This window comes from Streptomyces lusitanus (assembly GCF_042647945.1).
In the GTDB taxonomy this organism is placed as follows: domain Bacteria; phylum Actinomycetota; class Actinomycetes; order Streptomycetales; family Streptomycetaceae; genus Streptomyces; species Streptomyces pseudogriseolus.
This window is the reverse complement of the sequence record NZ_JBHRWL010000005.1, coordinates 51,442-67,490: the sequence shown is the minus strand read 5'-3', so window position 1 is coordinate 67,490 and position 16,049 is coordinate 51,442. Positions and strand designations below refer to the sequence as shown.

Here is a 16,049-nt window from a genome sequence, read left to right as displayed (position 1 = left end):
ACCTGCGGGTACGGTGATCGCGGGCCCCGCCCGATCTTCTGTTCGCACCCTGTTCGCACCCTGTTCGTCACGAGCCTCCCGAGGACGCCTGCCGTGTCGTTCCCCCTGTCCCCGCGCGCCCGTTCGGGTCCGCCCAGAAGGACTCTGCTCGCCGCCGCCCCGGCGGCCCTGCTGGTGGCGGGCTGTTCCGCCGGATCCGACGAGCCGGACGGCGCCACGGCCGCGCGCCCCTCGGCCGCCGAGCGGACCCGGGCGCGCGCGGCGCGGGACAGCCGGGCGCTGGCCGGGCGGTACGACGCGGTCGTCGCCGCGCATCCGAAGCTGGCGGAGCGTCTGCGTCCGCTGCGGGCGGACGTGGTGCGGCACGCGGAGGCGTTCGAGGCGGGTGCGGGCGGCTCGGCGTCGCCGGCGCCGTCGGTCTCCGCCTCGACCGCCCCTTCGGCCGGGGCGACGGCGGCGGCCGCGCCGTCGTCGGCCCCGTCGGCGTCGTCCTCGTCGGCGGCCGGGGTGCCCGCGAACGAGAAGGACGCGCTCGCCCAACTGGCCGCCGCGGAACGGCAGCTGGCCGACCGGCGGGCCGAGGAGCTGCTGACCGCGCCGGCCGAGCTGGCCCGGCTGCTGGCGTCGGTGTCCGCGTCCGGCGCCGCACACGTGTACCTGCTGACGGAGGCCCGACGGTGAGTGACGCGCAGGACAAGGAGCTGCGGGCGCTTCAGGCGGCGCTGGCCGCGGAGCACGCGGCGGTGTACGGCTACGGCGTGGTCGGCGGACGGATCGGCGAGCAGCGGCGTACGGAGGCACGGACGGCGTACGACGCACACCGGGCGCGCAGGGACGCGCTGGTGCGCGACGTGAAGGACGCCGGGGGTACGCCGGTGGCCGCGGCGGCCGGGTACGCGCTGCCGTTCCCGGTGCCGGACGCGGCCGCGGCGGTGCGGCTGGCGGCGGAGCTGGAGACGCGGGTGGCGGGCGTCTACGCCGACCTGGTGCGGGCGGGCAGCGGCGAACGGCGCAGGTCGGCGGCCGAGGCGATGCGGGAGGCGGCGGTGCGGTCGGTGCGCTGGAGCGGGGAGAGCGTAGCCTTCCCTGGGCTCGCCGAGCGGAGCGGTACGGCTCAGGGCGGCCCGGCGCCGGCGCCGTGACATGACGGGCTCCGGCACCGTGTGACAGCAGGAAGGAACGACTCGCGCATGGCATTCGAACCGCCGCGGCGTCTGGTGAGGGCGCTCGGTGAGACGGCGCCCGAGGGTGACGACTGGCTGGAGAAGCTGCCCGGGCTGGCGCGTGAGGCCGTGGAGCGGCGCGAGTTGACGGTGGAGCGGGTGCAGCTGCCGGGCGGACGCAGCAGCCTGGTGGTGCTCGTCCGCACGGCCGACGGCACGCCCTCCGTGCTCAAGCTGGCGCCGCCGCGCGCGCGTCCGGAGAGCGAGCGCGTGGCGCTGGCCCACTGGGGCGGGCGGGGCGCGGTGCAGCTGCTGGAGCCGGTGTCCGAGGGCGCCGAGGGGGTGCTGCTCCTGGAGCGGCTGCACCCTGACGTCTCGGTGCGGACGCTTCCGGAGGCGAAGGCGCTGCTGGAGGCGGCGGGCACCCTGCGCAGGCTGTGGGTGGACCCGCCGGAGGACTTCGTGTTCGAGACGGTGGCCGAGCGCACCGGGCGGCAGGCGAAGGCGATGCGGGCCGGGGCGGAGGCGGCGCCCGAGGTGGCTCCGCTGGTGGACGCGGCGCTGTCGGCGCGGGAGGAGCTGCTGGACTCGCCGCCGGAACAGCGGTTGCTGCACGGGACGTTCCGGCAGAGCAAGGTGCTGTCCGGGGACCGGATGCCGTGGCTGGCGGTGGGGCCCGATCCGGTGGTCGGCGAGCACGCGTTCGACCTGGCGCGGCTGGTGCGGGACCGGGTGGAGGATCTGATCGCGCAGCCGTCGGGCGCGACGACGACGCGGCGCCGGGTGCGGCGTCTTGCGGAGTCGCTGGAGGTCGACCGGGAGCGGTTGCGGGGGTGGACGCTGTTCCGGGCGGTCGAGTCGGGGGTTCGCGCGCGGCGCGTGGGGCGCGAGCGGGACGCGGAGCTTTTGCTGGAGTTCGCGAGCTGGCTGTAGACGCGGCGCGCTTGACGCCCCTTCAGGGGCGCGGGGAACTGCGCGCCCAGCCCCGCGCGGCCCGCACCCGGCGTACAACAGCCCCCGGCACCCCAGTGGCCGCACGGAGGTGAAGCGCAGGCCCACTGGAGGGTGCCGCCTGCGCCCACCCGTGCCGCCCCTAGCGGCACGACTGCCCGCAGTCGGCAGGGGCGCGGGGAACTGCGCGACCAGCCACCGCGCCGCCCGCACCCGGCGTACAACACCCCCGGCACCCCAGTGGCCGTACGAAGGTGAAGCGCAGGCCCACTGAAGGGGTGCCGCCTGCGCCCACCCGTGCCGCCCCCAGCGGCACGACTGCCCGCAGGCGGCGGGGGGGCGAGGTGCGCCCCCCTGCCCGGGCAGGGGGGCGCTCGCGTCCGGTCGGCGTGCCTCCCGAGCTTCGCCGGCCGGAGTCAGAGGGCCTGGCCGGCCAGGCCGGCCGCCTCCACCGCTTCCTCCATCACCAGCAACCGCACATGACGCCGGATCACCGCACCCTGCTCCACCGCGTCCACCAGCGGATGCGCCCCCGCGGACTCCGCGTGGAACGGCACGTGCGCGAAGAGGGCGAGGTCGGCGGGAGGTATGTGCCAGGACAGATGCCAGCCGCCGGCGATCAGGCACAGACGGTGCGTCCCCTCGTGCTCCGGCCCGGTCAGCGGGGTGAGGACCGCGCTGGCGGGGTGCAGTGCCGCGAGCCAGGCCAGGAGGTGTGCCCGCTCCCGCTCGGCGTCGCCCAGCCGGCGTTCGTAGGCGTCGGCGTGCTGCTGCCAGCGCGCCAGCCTCAGGCGGCTGACCGCCAGTTCGTGTTCCAGGCGCAGCCGGTCCACGGGCTCGGCGGAGCGGCGGGGGCGTACCAGCCGGCGCAACAGCCCCTCCCGCGCGTGCGCCGGGGCGCCCCTCCCGCCGGGCGGTTCCGTCGCGGTCATCGGTCCCCTTCGTCCGGGGCCGGTTCCGCCGGGGCCTCCGGCTCCGTCACGGGCGTCAACGGCGTCAACGGGCCCGCGTACTCGGCGACGTGGGCGAGGGAGCAGCGTTCGGGGCGGCCGTCGAGCGACATCAGCGGCATGCCGTCGTAGGCGCGCCGCCCCTGGAAGTACCAGGTCTCGCCGTGCGCGTCGCGGTACGGCAGGGTCAGGTCGTACGCCGTCCCGCCGAGTTGGAAGGGGCGGGTGAGCCCCTCGGGGTCCGCGACGTCTTGTTCCTCTGTTTGTTCCCGCGTGTCGTCCGGGCCGGCCGGCAGCGGCTGGACGGCGGCGGTCACGCGGACCCCGTCCCGGCTGCCCTCCCCGGCGAGGATGTGCGGCGCGGTGCACTCGGCGGCGGCGGTGATGCCGAAGTACGCGCACCAGCCGGGCCAGCGGGCGAACGGCGGCTCCAGGCGGAGCAGGACGTGCACGGTGTCGCCGTCGGCCCGCACGGTCCTCACGTCCGGGTGGGTGCCGACCTCCCGCTCGACGGTCCGGGCGACGGACCGGGCGCGGTCGCGGGCGGCGTCCCAGGCGAGCGCCTCGGGGTGCGGGGAGGAGGCGAGGTAGAGGTCGCGGAGGCCGGGCACGGCCACGGTCAGGCGGAGGACGGGCACGGCGTCCCGCGGGTACTCGTTCACGCGGGCACCGCCCCCGCCGCCCAGCGCAGCCGGCACATGGCACGGTGCGTCAGCGCCTTGACCGCGCCGACGGTGCGCCCCATGGTGTGCGCGGTCTGCTCGATCGACAGCCCGCCCAGGAACCGCAGTTCCACGCAGGCCCGTTGGGACGGGGCGAGGGCGCTCAGGGCGCGGTGCACCGTCTCGCGGGCGTCGACGGCGTCCAGGTCGCGCAGGACCAGGGTCTCCGTCCCCGGGCCCGGCTGTCCCGGATCGCCGAACTCGGCGACGAGCATCTCGCGCCGGTGGCGGCTGCGGCCCAGCTCGTCGAGGTGGATGTTGCGGGCGATGGTGGTCAGCCAGGCGGCGGGGTCGGTGCCGCGCCAGGCGAAGCCGGAGATGGTGCGCAGCGCGCGGGCGAAGACCTCCTGGGTCAGGTCCTCGGCCAGGTGCCGGTCCCGGGTGCGGGCCAGCAGATAGCCGTACACCGTGGCGCGGTACTCGCGGTAGAGAAAGGCCAACGCCTCCGGGTCCCCGGTGCGGGCCCGGGTCAGCCAGGCCGGTTCGGAGAGGTCCGGGGTGGTTCTTCCGGTGGCGGGTGAAGTGGTCGCTAAGGACACGTGAGGTGCTCCTCGGTAAGGGGTGGTGGGCAAGGAGGGGCGGAACGCCCGGCACGACCGCACGACATCCGCACAGCACCTGAACGACGTCTGCGATCTTCACGTAGATGTAGATCTCGAGAACATCTACAGTCTTCATGTAGATGAAGATCGGGTCAAGGCGGACGGGGCATATTCCAACCGATGGGTGACAAGGGCGCAGAGGGGGCGGACGGAGGGACGAAGGGCGGGGCAGGGTAGCGCGAGTCGGCTCGAATGCACCGGCGCACACCCTGCGATCCGGCCCCGATCTGCAATCTACTTGCGCTTGTAGATGGCGATGACCGATCCTCGGACGTGTGACGAGCCGACAGACACCGCCCCCTTCGCCCGAGGCCACGGACGACGGTCCACCGTCCCCGGGTGAGGATCTGGCGGCGCTGCTCGAGCGCCTTCTCGCGCTTCCCCAGAGCGGTACGCAGAAGGACCTCGCGCGCGAGGCCGGCATCTCCTACCCGACCCTGAACGCCTGGATGAACCGCACGCGCGGCACGTCCCGCATCCCGCCCGAGAAGCTGCGCGCGATGGTCGAGGTGTTCCGGCGGTGGGGCGTACGGACGACGCCCAAGGAGTTCTTCGAGGCGGTCGGGCGTCCCGTGCCCGGGCCCAGCCGCGACGAGCGCGAGGCCAGGCTGCTGAAGCTGTACCGGCAGCTTCCGGAGGCCCGGCAGCGTGCGCTGATCAAGGACGCGGAGGCCATGCTCCAGGTCAGCAGGATCACCTGATCCTCCCCGGGCGGCCGGAACCTCCCGACGCCCCACGAATGTCCCGAAAGCCCCACAGGTGCGCACCGGCATCGCTACGATCGGAAGCCGCTGGCCTCCCGAAGCGCAACACCGTGCCCTCGCGCATCCCTGGGGAGACAGTCATGTGCATTCGCGTTCACACGGCGGACGACCTGCCGGACCTCGTCGTCTGGGATCCGGACGAGGTCAGCGTCTGGGTGGCGCGCGGCGCCCAGCTGCTCGACGTGGTCCGCGAACTGCGCGCGCTCCTCACCGTCGACCTCGGCGCCCCCGAGGGCACGGGCACCGCCCTCCTCTGCTTCTGCGGCGAGCACGTCGACCTGCCCGCGAGTCTCCTGAGCCGCGCGCTGACGGCGGAGGCCTGCTGAGCACCGACGACGGCGCGCCCCCGTACGAACGCGTCGTCCCGGCCACGGACGGCGAGAGCGTCCATGGCCGGGACGGAACCGGCTGAGCCGTTACGGACTAGCGCGCGGTGAGGCGGGCGATGGCCTCGTCGACCGTCAGTTCCTCGCGCTCGCCGGTGCGGCGGTCCTTCAGCTCCAGGACGCGGTCGGCGGAGCGGCGGCCCGCCACCAGGATGCGGGGGACGCCGATCAGCTCCGAGTCGGTGAACTTCACGCCCGGGGAGACGCCCGCCCGGTCGTCGACCAGGACGCGGACGCCCGCGGCGGCCAGCTTCTCGGAGACCTCGAGGGCCAGTTCGGTCTGGAGCGCCTTGCCGGCGGCGACCACGTGGACGTCGGCCGGGGCGACCTCCTCGGGCCAGCACAGGCCCTTGTCGTCGGCGGTCTGCTCGGCGAGGGCGGCCACCGCGCGGGAGACGCCGACGCCGTAGGAGCCCATGGTGACGCGGACCGGCTTGCCGTTCTGGCCGAGGACGTCGAGCTTGAGGGCGTCGGCGTACTTGCGGCCCAGCTGGAAGATGTGGCCGATCTCGATGGCGCGGTCCAGCTTGAGGCCGGTTCCGCACGCGGGGCAGGGGTCGCCCTCCTCGACGACCACGACGTCCACGTACGCGTCGACCTCGAAGTCACGGCCGGCGACGACGTTCTTCGCGTGGGTGTCGGCCTTGTTGGCGCCCGTGATCCAGGCGGTGCCGGGCGCGACGCGCGGGTCGGCGATGTACGTCACCTTGTCCAGGCCCTGCGGGCCGACGTAGCCGCGCACCAGGTCGGGGCGGGCGATGAAGTCGGCCTCGGTGACCATCTCGACCTCGGCCGGGGCGAAGTGCGCCTCGACCTTGCCCATGTCGACCTCGCGGTCACCGGGCACGCCCACGGCGACGATCTCGCCGTCGACCTTGACCAGCAGGTTCTTCAGGGTGGCCGAGGCGGGGACGCCGAGCTGCGCGGCGAGGGACTCGATGGTGGGGGTGTCGGGCGTGGGGATGTCCTCGGCGGCCGGCGCCCCGGCGGCGTCCACCGGCTTCAGCTCGTAGGAGACCGCCTCGGTGTTCGCGGCGAAGTCGCAGTTGGGGCAGTCGGCGAAGGTGTCCTCGCCGGCCTCGGCGGGGGCGAGGAACTCCTCGGACTTGGAGCCGCCCATGGCGCCGGCGGTGGCCGCGCAGATGCGGTAGTCGAGACCGAGGCGCTCGAAGATCCGCCGGTACGCCTCGCGGTGCAGGGCGTAGGACTGCGCCAGGCCGTCGTCGTCCAGGTCGAAGGAGTAGGAGTCCTTCATCAGGAACTCGCGGCCGCGCAGGATGCCGGCGCGGGGGCGGGCCTCGTCGCGGAACTTGGTCTGGATCTGGTAGAGGATCACCGGCAGGTCCTTGTAGGAGGACGCCTGGTCCTTCACCATCAGCGTGAAGATCTCCTCGTGGGTGGGTCCGAGGAGGTAGTCGCCGCCCTTGCGGTCCTGGAGGCGGAAGAGCTCCGCGCCGTACTCGTCCCAGCGGCCGGTGGCGTCGTAGGGCTCGCGCGGCAGGAGGGCGGGGAGCAGCACTTCCTGGGCGCCGATGGCGTCCATCTCCTCGCGCACGATCCGCTCGACGTTGGCGAGCACCTTCTTGCCGAGGGGCAGCCACGTCCAGATGCCGGCGGCGGTACGGCGCACGTAGCCCGCGCGGACCAGCAGCTTGTGGCTGAGGACCTCGGCGTCGGCCGGGTCGTCGCGCAGCGTCTTCGCCATCAACTGGGACATGCGCTGGACCGGTGCGTTCGCCATGGTTCTCGTACTCCTGCTGCGTCTAGGTGATGAGGCGAGGTTAGCCGGGCGGGACGGGACGGCGGAAATCGGTTATCCGCGCGGCAGGGGCAGCGGGGCGCCCATGACGGCGTAGGGGGTGGGGGCGCTCGGGAAGTGGACCTGGCGGGCGAGGTCCCGGTAACCCAGCGAGCGGTACAGGTGGCGGGCGGGGCTGTCGACGTCCAGAGCGGACAGGATCGACCGGGGCTGCTCGGCGCCGTCGGTGATCGTGGTGATCAGGGCGCGGCCGATGCCGTGTTTCTGGTGCCGGGGGTGGACGTGCAGCTCGGTGATGACGAAGGAGTCGTCGAGCCAGTCGTCGTTGCCCCGGGCGCGCAGGTACGGCTCGACGACGGTGGACCACCAGTGGCCGCGGTCGTTGGGCATGCCGTAGACGAAGCCGACCAGGCGGCCGCGCGTGACGGCGCCGAAGGCGCGGGCGCCGGGGAAGGTCATGTGGCGCAGCACGATCTGCCGGCGCACCGCCACCTCGTCGGGGCCGAGGCCGAACGCCACCGCCTGGACGGCCAGCGCCTCGTCGACGTTGCCGGGGAGGTCGAGGGGGCCGATCACGATGTCGTCGGGCTCGGGACGGCCGTGACCCGGAAAGCGCAGCATGCCGGGGAGACTACAGGGACGCGCGAGTCAGAACAGCACGCTCATGAAGGCGCCGACCTCGCGGAAGCCCACCTTCTCGTACGTGCGGCGGGCGGGGGTGTTGAAGTCGTTGACGTAGAGGCTCACCACGGGGGCGACGTCGGCGAGGGCGTAGCGCAGGACGGCGGCCATGCCGGGGGCGGCGACGCCCCTGCCACGGTGTTCTGGGGCGACCCAGACGCCCTGGATCTGGCAGGCGCGGTCGGTGGCGGCTCCGATCTCCGCCTTGAAGACGACGTTGCCGTCGGCGTCGAAGCGGGCGAAGGAGCGGCCGGAGCCGACCAACTCGGCGACGCGGGCCTGGTAGAGCAGTCCGCCGTCGCCGGCCAGCGGGGAGACGCCGACCTCCTCGGTGAACATGGCCACGCACGCCGGCATGATCGTCTCGAGCTCGTCCTTGCGGACGCGGCGGACGTACGGGTCGGGCGCCACGGTGTCGGGCATGCGGTCGGTGACCAGGAGCGGCTGGCGGGCGCGGACCTCGCGGGCGGGGCCCCACTGCGGTTCGAGCAGCCGCCAGAGGGCGGCGGTGGACTCGGCGGGGCCGACGATGGAGGAGCAGCGGCGGCCGGCGCGGCGGGCGCGGTCGGCGAAGGCGCGGACGGCGCGGGGGGTGGCGCAGATGGGGACGAGGTTGGCGCCCGCGTAGCACATCGAGGTGAGGATGCCGTCCTCGTACCAGCCCCACATCTCGCCGCCGAGCCGCCACGGGTCGAGGCCGGCGATCTGCACGCGCGCTGCCACGAAGGCGTTGGCGACGGGGTCGCGGTCGAGGACGGCGAGTGCGGCGTCGAGGTCGCTCGGTTCGAGGACCCGGGAGGTGGTCTGCGTCAACACGTGCGGGGCCTCACACAATGGGGTTCTGCCTGATTTCCGCACTGTACCCGCGGATGCCGGGGGCCGCCGCCCCCGGATCCCGCGGGTGCCGGGAGGGCCCGGTCAGCCGGCCACCGCGACCTGCGGCTCGCCGGAGGCCACACCGTCCTTCTCCATCTGCTCGGCGATCTTCATCGCCTCCTCGATCAGCGTCTCCACGATCTTCGACTCCGGCACGGTCTTGATGACCTCGCCCTTCACGAAGATCTGCCCCTTGCCGTTCCCGGAGGCCACACCCAGATCCGCCTCACGCGCCTCACCCGGACCGTTCACCACACAGCCCATCACCGCGACGCGGAGCGGCACCTCCATGCCGGTCAGACCCGCGGTGACCTCCTCCGCCAGCTTGTACACATCCACCTGCGCCCGCCCGCACGACGGGCACGACACGATCTCCAGACCCCGCTGCCGCAGGTTCAGCGACTCCAGGATCTGGATACCGACCTTGATCTCCTCCACCGGCGGCGCGGAGAGCGAGACCCGGATGGTGTCACCGATCCCCTGCGACAACAGCGCACCGAACGCCACGGCCGACTTGATCGTGCCCTGGAACGCCGGGCCCGCCTCCGTCACACCCAGGTGCAGCGGGTAGTCGCACTGCGCGGCCAGCTGCCGGTACGCCTCCACCATCACGACCGGGTCGTTGTGCTTCACCGAGATCTTGATGTCGCGGAAGTCGTGCTCCTCGAACAGCGACGCCTCCCACAGCGCCGACTCCGCCAGCGCCTCCGGGGTGGCCTTGCCGTACTTCTGCAGCAGCCGCCGGTCCAGCGAGCCCGCGTTCACCCCGATCCGGATCGGGGTGCCGTGGTCCTTCGCCGCCTTGGCGATCTCCTTGACCTGGTCGTCGAACTTCTTGATGTTGCCCGGGTTCACCCGCACCGCCGCACAGCCCGCCTCGATCGCGGCGAACACGTACTTCGGCTGGAAGTGGATGTCCGCGATCACCGGGATCTGCGACTTCTTCGCGATCACCGGCAGCGCGTCCGCGTCGTCCTGCGTCGGGCAGGCCACCCGCACGATCTGGCAGCCCGACGCCGTCAGCTCCGCGATCTGCTGGAGCGTCGCACCGATGTCCGACGTGCGCGTGGTCGTCATCGACTGCACCGACACCGGGGCGTTCCCGCCCACCGCCACGGATCCGACCTGGATCTGCCGGCTCTTCCGGCGCACGGCGAGCGTGGTCGGGACGGACGGCATGCCGAGAGAAATCGCAGTCATCTGCTGTGCAACCCCAAGTCGTGGATCAAGGTCCGGCTCCCCGTGAGCAGCGGGCTCCGGGCTCCGAGATTACGGCAATGGCCAATGCTCGAGCACATCGCGTTCTTAAACCCACCCAAAGGGCGACGGCCCGGAATCCCAGGGTTCCGGGCCGTCGTGAACGGCGGGTGTCGCGGCGGGGCCGGTCAGGAGATGCGCACCGGGTTCACCACGTCGGCGATCAGGACGAGGATCGTGAAGCAGACGAAGATCCCGGCCACCACGTAGGCGACGGGCATCAGCTTCGCCACGTCGAAGGGGCCCGGGTCGGGGCGGCGCAGCAGCCTGGCGAGGTTGCGGCGCAGCGACTCCCACAGGGCGCCCGCGATGTGTCCGCCGTCCAGCGGCAGCAGCGGGAGCATGTTGAACAGGAACAGGGAGAGGTTGAAGCCCGCGAGGAGCATCACGAACATCGCAAGCTGCTGCGAGGCCGGGATGTCGAGGGTGGCGATCTCGCCGCCGACGCGGGCGGCGCCGACGACGCCCATCGGGGAGTCGGGTTCGCGCGGTCCGTCGCCGAAGGCCGCGTCCCACAGGGCGGGGATCTTCGACGGCAGGGCGGCGAGGGAGTCGATCGCGTCGCCGACCCTGTCGGTCATCCAGGTCACGGACTCGCCGAGGTCCTGCTTGACGACACCGGTGGCGGCGCTGAAGCCGAGGAAGCCGGCCTTGACGTACTCGCCCTCGACGTAGGCGCCGTTGCCGTCCTTCTTGGCGACCATGTTGGTGGCGATGGTGGCGTGCAGCGTCACCTCCTCGCCGCCGCGTTCGACGACGATCGGCACGGTCTTCCCGGCGCTGTCGCGGATGAGGTCGGACAGGGCGCCCCAGTCGTCGGTGCGGACCCCGTCGAAGGCGACGATCTTGTCCTTGGCCTTCATGCCGGCCGCGGCGGCCGGGGACTTCGGGTCGGCCTTGGTGCAGTCGTCGCGGTTCTCGCTCTGCGAGATCACGCACTGGGAGACCGAGCTGACGGTGGTGGTCTGCTGCTGGATGCCGAAGCCCATCAGCACGATGAGGAACAGCACGACCGCGAGGATCAGGTTCATGAACGGGCCGGCGAACATGACGACGACCCGTTTCCACGGCTTGCGCGTGTAGAACAGGCGCTTCTCGTCGCCGGGCCGCAGTTCCTCGAAGGCCGCGGAGCGGGCGTCCTCGATCATGCCGCGCCACGGGGAGGTGGAGCGGGCCTCCAGCTTCCCGTCGGGGCCCGGCGGGAACATGCCGATCATCCGGATGTAGCCGCCGAACGGGACCGCCTTGACGCCGTACTCGGTCTCGCCCTTGTGCCGCGACCAGATGGTCGGGCCGAAGCCGACCATGTACTGGGGCACGCGGATGCCGAACATCTTGGCCGTGGACAGGTGCCCGAGTTCGTGCCAGGCGATGGAGAACAGCAGGCCGGCCGCGAAGACGACTATGCCGAGGATGAACATCAGGGTCGTCATGCACGCGCCTCCGCGCTCGCCGTCCGGGCTGTCAGTTCGCGGGCCCGCGCTCGGGCCCAGTTCTCCGCTTCGAGGACGTCCGGCACGGTCAGGGAGGTTCCCGCGGCGGGCGTTCCGTGTTCCTCGACGACCCGGGTGACCGTGTCGATGATGCCGAGGTACGGCAGCGCACCGGTGCGGAAGGCCTCGACGCACTCCTCGTTCGCGGCATTGAACACCGCGGGGGCGGTTCCCGCGAGTTCTCCGACGTGCCGGGCGAGGTTCACCGAGGGGAAGGCCTCGTTGTCGAGGGGGAAGAACTCCCAGGTGGACGCCTTGCTCCAGTCGAAGACCGGGGCCGCGTCGGGGACCCGTTCGGGCCAGCCGAGGCCGATGGCGATCGGGCCCCGCATGTCGGGGGGCGTCGCCTGGGCCAGTGTCGATCCGTCCGTGAACTCAACCATCGAGTGGACATACGACTGGGGATGCACGACCACCTCAATGCGGTCGAAGGGAATGTCGTAGAGGAGGTGCGCCTCGATGACCTCCAGGCCCTTGTTCACGAGGGTCGCGGAGTTGATCGTGATGACCGGGCCCATGGCCCAGGTGGGGTGGGCGAGGGCGTCCTCGACGGTGACCGCCGCCAGCTCCTGCCGGGTGCGGCCGCGGAAGGGCCCGCCGGAGGCGGTGACGACGAGCTTGCGGACGTCGGCGCGGGTGCCGGCGGCCAGCGCCTGGAACAGCGCGGCGTGCTCGGAGTCCACCGGGATGATCTGACCGGGCTTGGCCAGGGCCTTCACCAGCGGGCCGCCCACGATGAGCGACTCCTTGTTGGCGAGCGCGAGGGTGCGGCCCGCCTCCAGGGCGGCCAGGGTCGGGGCGAGCCCGATGGAGCCGGTGATGCCGTTCAGGACGGTGTGGCAGTCGGAGGCGGCGAGCTGGGTGGCCGCGTCGGGTCCGGCGAGGACCTCCGGCAGCGGCTCCCCGGCGCCGTACCGCGCGGACAGCGCCTCGCGCAGCTCCGGCACGACGTCCTCGCGGGCGACGGCGACCGTGCGCACCCGCAGGCGGTGCGCCTGCTCGGCGAGGAGGGCGACCCGGCCGCCGTTGGCGGACAGGGCGGTGACCCGGAAGCGGTCGGGGTTGCGCAGCACGAGGTCGATGGCCTGGGTGCCGATCGACCCGGTGGAGCCGAGGATCACCACGTCCTTCGGGCCGTCTCCCGCGACGGGGTCGTACACCAGGTGCGGGTCGGCGAGGGGGGCTGGAGCGTCGGTCATGGACCCATTGTGTCGGGTCGCGACCGCTGCCGGGGCCCCGACCCGGCAGCCCGGCTCCGTGCCCCGGCTCGTCGGTCCGCCGTCCCCCGCGCCCACCGGTCAGCGGTCGATGTGGTCGAGCTCACGGCCGTTGCGCGGCTGGAGGGGACGGTTGGTCTTCGGGAACAGCTCCCGGTACGCGGCGACCTGGCCGGGGGTGACCCGCACTTCGTGGTCCAGGACGGTCCACTTGACGCCCTCCGTGCAGGGCGGGGTCGTCAGGGAGCCCTCGTAGCGGTACTGGTCGCGGTCGCGCGGGAGGAACCGGGTGAGGTCGATCGGCCGGGTGAGGTGACTCTGCCCGCCCTCCTCGGCCGGGAGGTGCTTCCACAGGTCCGTGAAGGCCGAGTGGCCCTTCGCCGCCTTCATCAGCACGGCGAGGACGGCGACGTCGCCCTGGTCGTCCTCGTGCACGAAGTGCATCTCCATGGCCGCGTGCTCACCGTCCTCGGTGTGCTCGCTGGGCAGGTGGAAGTGGAACTGCCGCAGCCGGTACGTGGTGCCGTCGACGACGATGGAGCTGCCGGCGGAGACGTTGGCCTGGACGGTGTGGCCGTTGTTCACGACTTCCGCGGTGACGGGCCGGTAGTGGACGGCCACGGGGGTGCCCGTCTCGACGGCGGCGTCCTCGTCGAGGTCGACAGGTGACTGTGCACGGCCGGTGCCGCAGGCCGCGTAGTCCTCGCTGAGCGAGGCCCAGTGCTCGGGGCCGGTGGCTCCCTCGTAGCTCCAGTGCGCCGTCTCCTGGGACGCGCCGTCCGGGGCGGCGGAGGCGGTGGCGGTGCAGGCGGTCGCCGTGACGGCCGTGAGCGCCACGATCGCGGAGACGACAGCCGTGCGTATGTGACGGGAAGACATGCGGATGACCCCTCATCAGGTGTGGGAGGTCATCCACCTTTCGCCATCGACCGCAATGGACGGGACAAGTTTCGAACAGGGGACGGTAAGGAAGGGTAAGCAAACGTTCAAGGCCTCGGTACACGGCCCGCAAAAACGGAGAAAGCCGCTGGGGCACGGGAGTTGACGGTTCACGCGCGGCGGAGGGGGGCGGCCGGGCGCGGGCCGCCCCCCTACGGTGCCGTGGTGTCGCGCGCCGTCAGCGGATCGGGCGGCGCACGTTCTCCCGGGTGCTCGGGCCGGGTGTGGCGTCGGCGATCCAGGGGCCGTCGCCCGACGGGTCCACGACGCCCTCCTCCAGCCACGCGTAGGAGCCCGCGAGCACGTTCTTCACGACCTTGCGGTCCAGGTCGTCGGTGTTGCTCCACAGCCGGCCGAACAGTTCCTCGACGCGCAGCCGGGCCTGGCGGCAGAAGGCGTCGGCGAGCTGGTAGGCCTCGCGGCCGTGGTCGCCCCGGCCGCGCAGGAGCTCCGCGCGGACGCAGGCGGCGCTCATCGCGAACAGCTCGGCGCCGATGTCGACGATCCGCCCGAGGAAGCCCTGCTTGGTCTCCATGCGTCCCTGCCAGCGGGACATGGCGTAGAAGGTGGAGCGGGCCAGCTTGCGGGAGGTGCGCTCGACGTAGCGCAGGTGCGGCGACAGGTCGATGCCGTGCTTGAACTCGCCGTACGTGCCCGGGAGCTGTCCGGGTCCGGCGACCAGTTTCGGCAGCCACCGGGCGTAGAAGGCGCCCGCGCTCGCGCCCGCCCGTGCCTTGTCGCCGAGGGACTTGTCGGGGTCGATGAGGTCGCCGGCGACGGACAGGTGGGCGTCGACGGCCTCGCGCGCGATCAGCAGGTGCATGATCTCGGTCGAGCCCTCGAAGATGCGGTTGATGCGCAGGTCGCGCAGCATCTGCTCGGCGGGGACCGCGCGTTCGCCGCGGGCGCGCAGCGAGTCGGCGGTCTCGAAGCCGCGTCCGCCGCGGATCTGGACCAGTTCGTCGGCCATCAGCCAGGCCATCTCGGAGCCGTAGAGCTTGGCGAGCGCGGCCTCGATGCGGATGTCGTTGCGGTCCTCGTCGGCCATCTGCGAGGACAGGTCGACCACGGCCTCCAGGGCGAAGGTGGTGGCCGCGATGAACGCGATCTTGGCGCCGACGGCCTCGTGCAGGGCGACCGGCTTGCCCCACTGCTCGCGCTCGGCGGACCACTCGCGGGCGATCTTCAGGCACCACTTGCCGGCGCCGACGCACATCGCCGGCAGCGAGAGCCGCCCTGTGTTGAGGGTGGTCAGGGCGATCTTCAGGCCCTGCCCCTCCTCCCCGATGCGGTGGGAGGCGGGGACGCGGACCCGGTGGAAGCGGGTGACGCCGTTCTCCAGGCCGCGCAGGCCCATGAAGGCGTTGCGGTTCTCCACGGTGACGCCCTCGGAGTCCGCCTCCACGACGAAGGCCGTGATGCCGCCCCGGTGGCCCTCGGACTTCGGGACGCGGGCCATGACGACGAGCAGGTCGGCGACCACGCCGTTGGTGGTCCACAGCTTCACGCCGTCGAGGACGTACCCGTCACCCTCGGGGACGGCGGTGGTGGCGAGCCGGGCCGGGTCCGAGCCCACGTCGGGCTCGGTGAGCAGGAAGGCGGAGATGTCGGTGCGGGCGCAGCGCGGCAGGAACGTCTCCTTCTGCTCGCGCGTGCCGAAGATCTTCAGCGGCTGGGGCACGCCGATCGACTGGTGCGCGGAGAGCAGCGCGCCGATGGCGGGGCTGGCGGAGCCGACCAGGGCGAGGGCCTTGTTGTAGTACACCTGGGTGAGGCCGAGGCCGCCGTACTTGGTGTCGATCTTCATGCCGAGGGCGCCGAACTCCTTGAGCCCGTCGATCACCTCGTCGGGGATGCGCGCCTCGCGCTCGATCACGGCTCCGTCGATCCGCGTCTCGCAGAAGTCGCGCAGCTTGGCGAGGAACTCCTCGCCGCGCCGGACGTCCTCGCCGTCGGGGAGCGGGTGGGGGTGGATGAGGTCGAGCCGGAAGCGTCCGAGGAACAGTTCCTTGGCGAAGCTGGGCTTGCGCCAGTCCTGCTCCCTCGCCGCCTCGGCGACCTGCCGGGCCTCACGTTCGGTGACGGTCGGCCGGGACGGGGCCGCTGGTGTCTCGGGTACTGCGGACATGAGGCTCACCTCGCCGCGAATAGGATGGAGTCATTGGTCATTACGGCACGGACCGGTGCTACTCGATCGTATGTACCCGATTCGTAGCGACCCCACCACCCTTCGTGCCGCCGTCCGGCCGACAGGCGCGCGGCGTCGACAGGGCGATCCCGGCCAGTCGA

The 16,049-nt window shown here is 72.4% G+C and carries 16 protein-coding genes; 5 read left to right on the top strand and 11 right to left on the bottom strand.

Annotated features, from left to right (window positions below; genetic code table 11):
• Positions 1-93 precede the first annotated feature (93 nt).
• Genes ACFOSY_RS09460 through ACFOSY_RS09450 form a run of 3 tightly spaced genes read left to right on the top strand, consistent with a single transcriptional unit; the run spans position 94 to position 2,096 of the window.
• Positions 94-681: a hypothetical protein gene (locus ACFOSY_RS09460; RefSeq protein ID WP_394306296.1), complete on the top strand. Its 588-nt coding sequence runs from the start codon at positions 94-96 to the stop codon at positions 679-681.
• A complete protein-coding gene (locus tag ACFOSY_RS09455) occupies positions 678-1,142 on the top strand; it encodes a ferritin-like domain-containing protein (protein WP_394306295.1) in 465 nt (154 codons plus the stop codon). The genes ACFOSY_RS09460 and ACFOSY_RS09455 overlap by 4 nt, the downstream gene beginning before the upstream one ends.
• Positions 1,143-1,190: 48 nt before the next feature.
• On the top strand, positions 1,191-2,096 hold the full coding sequence (locus tag ACFOSY_RS09450) for an aminoglycoside phosphotransferase family protein (protein WP_394306294.1): 906 nt from the start codon (positions 1,191-1,193) through the stop codon (positions 2,094-2,096).
• Positions 2,097-2,530: 434 nt separating this feature from the next.
• Here the strand turns inward: ACFOSY_RS09450 and ACFOSY_RS09445 are convergent, their stop codons facing one another.
• The 3 genes from ACFOSY_RS09445 to ACFOSY_RS09435 are packed head-to-tail and all read right to left on the bottom strand — an operon-like array spanning position 2,531 to position 4,325.
• Complete coding sequence (locus tag ACFOSY_RS09445) at positions 2,531-3,046, bottom strand: hypothetical protein (protein ID WP_394306293.1); 516 nt, start codon at positions 3,044-3,046, stop codon at positions 2,531-2,533.
• On the bottom strand, positions 3,043-3,726 hold the full coding sequence (locus tag ACFOSY_RS09440) for a BN159_2729 family protein (protein ID WP_394306292.1): 684 nt from the start codon (positions 3,724-3,726) through the stop codon (positions 3,043-3,045). Before ACFOSY_RS09440 ends, ACFOSY_RS09445 begins: the two co-directional genes overlap by 4 nt.
• The gene (locus ACFOSY_RS09435) at positions 3,723-4,325 is read right to left on the bottom strand and encodes an RNA polymerase sigma factor (RefSeq protein ID WP_394306291.1); all 603 of its coding nucleotides are present in this window, start codon (positions 4,323-4,325) and stop codon (positions 3,723-3,725) included. Before ACFOSY_RS09435 ends, ACFOSY_RS09440 begins: the two co-directional genes overlap by 4 nt.
• Before the next feature lie 338 nt (positions 4,326-4,663).
• Here ACFOSY_RS09435 and ACFOSY_RS09430 point away from each other — a divergent pair, with 338 nt between their 5' ends.
• Positions 4,664-5,089 (top strand): helix-turn-helix domain-containing protein, encoded by a 426-nt coding sequence (locus tag ACFOSY_RS09430; protein ID WP_394306290.1) that lies wholly within the window; start codon positions 4,664-4,666, stop codon positions 5,087-5,089.
• 143 nt (positions 5,090-5,232) lie between these two features.
• Positions 5,233-5,478, top strand: coding sequence for a hypothetical protein (locus ACFOSY_RS09425; protein WP_394306289.1), 246 nt, complete (start codon positions 5,233-5,235; stop codon positions 5,476-5,478).
• 97 nt (positions 5,479-5,575) lie between these two features.
• Here the strand turns inward: ACFOSY_RS09425 and ACFOSY_RS09420 are convergent, their stop codons facing one another.
• The 8 genes from ACFOSY_RS09420 to ACFOSY_RS09385 form a co-directional block, all read right to left on the bottom strand.
• Positions 5,576-7,279 carry a proline--tRNA ligase gene (locus ACFOSY_RS09420; RefSeq protein WP_394306288.1) on the bottom strand — a complete coding sequence of 568 codons (1,704 nt, stop codon included), beginning with the start codon at positions 7,277-7,279 and terminating at the stop codon, positions 5,576-5,578.
• A 72-nt stretch (positions 7,280-7,351) separates the two neighbouring features.
• On the bottom strand, positions 7,352-7,918 hold the full coding sequence (locus ACFOSY_RS09415; RefSeq protein WP_394306287.1) for a GNAT family N-acetyltransferase: 567 nt from the start codon (positions 7,916-7,918) through the stop codon (positions 7,352-7,354).
• A gap of 27 nt (positions 7,919-7,945) precedes the next feature.
• Positions 7,946-8,794 (bottom strand): GNAT family N-acetyltransferase, encoded by an 849-nt coding sequence (locus ACFOSY_RS09410; RefSeq protein WP_394306286.1) that lies wholly within the window; start codon positions 8,792-8,794, stop codon positions 7,946-7,948.
• A 102-nt stretch (positions 8,795-8,896) separates the two neighbouring features.
• Positions 8,897-10,054: a flavodoxin-dependent (E)-4-hydroxy-3-methylbut-2-enyl-diphosphate synthase gene (ispG, locus tag ACFOSY_RS09405; RefSeq protein ID WP_086680422.1), complete on the bottom strand. Its 1,158-nt coding sequence runs from the start codon at positions 10,052-10,054 to the stop codon at positions 8,897-8,899.
• A gap of 185 nt (positions 10,055-10,239) precedes the next feature.
• Positions 10,240-11,532: a M50 family metallopeptidase gene (locus ACFOSY_RS09400; RefSeq protein ID WP_086016235.1), complete on the bottom strand. Its 1,293-nt coding sequence runs from the start codon at positions 11,530-11,532 to the stop codon at positions 10,240-10,242.
• A gap of 8 nt (positions 11,533-11,540) precedes the next feature.
• Positions 11,541-12,803: a 1-deoxy-D-xylulose-5-phosphate reductoisomerase gene (gene dxr / locus ACFOSY_RS09395; RefSeq protein ID WP_394306285.1), complete on the bottom strand. Its 1,263-nt coding sequence runs from the start codon at positions 12,801-12,803 to the stop codon at positions 11,541-11,543.
• Between the two features lie 99 nt (positions 12,804-12,902).
• Positions 12,903-13,700 carry a carbonic anhydrase gene (locus tag ACFOSY_RS09390; protein WP_394306284.1) on the bottom strand — a complete coding sequence of 266 codons (798 nt, stop codon included), beginning with the start codon at positions 13,698-13,700 and terminating at the stop codon, positions 12,903-12,905.
• Positions 13,701-13,938: 238 nt separating this feature from the next.
• The gene (locus ACFOSY_RS09385; protein ID WP_394306283.1) at positions 13,939-15,888 is read right to left on the bottom strand and encodes an acyl-CoA dehydrogenase family protein; all 1,950 of its coding nucleotides are present in this window, start codon (positions 15,886-15,888) and stop codon (positions 13,939-13,941) included.
• Positions 15,889-16,049: the final 161 nt, after the last annotated feature.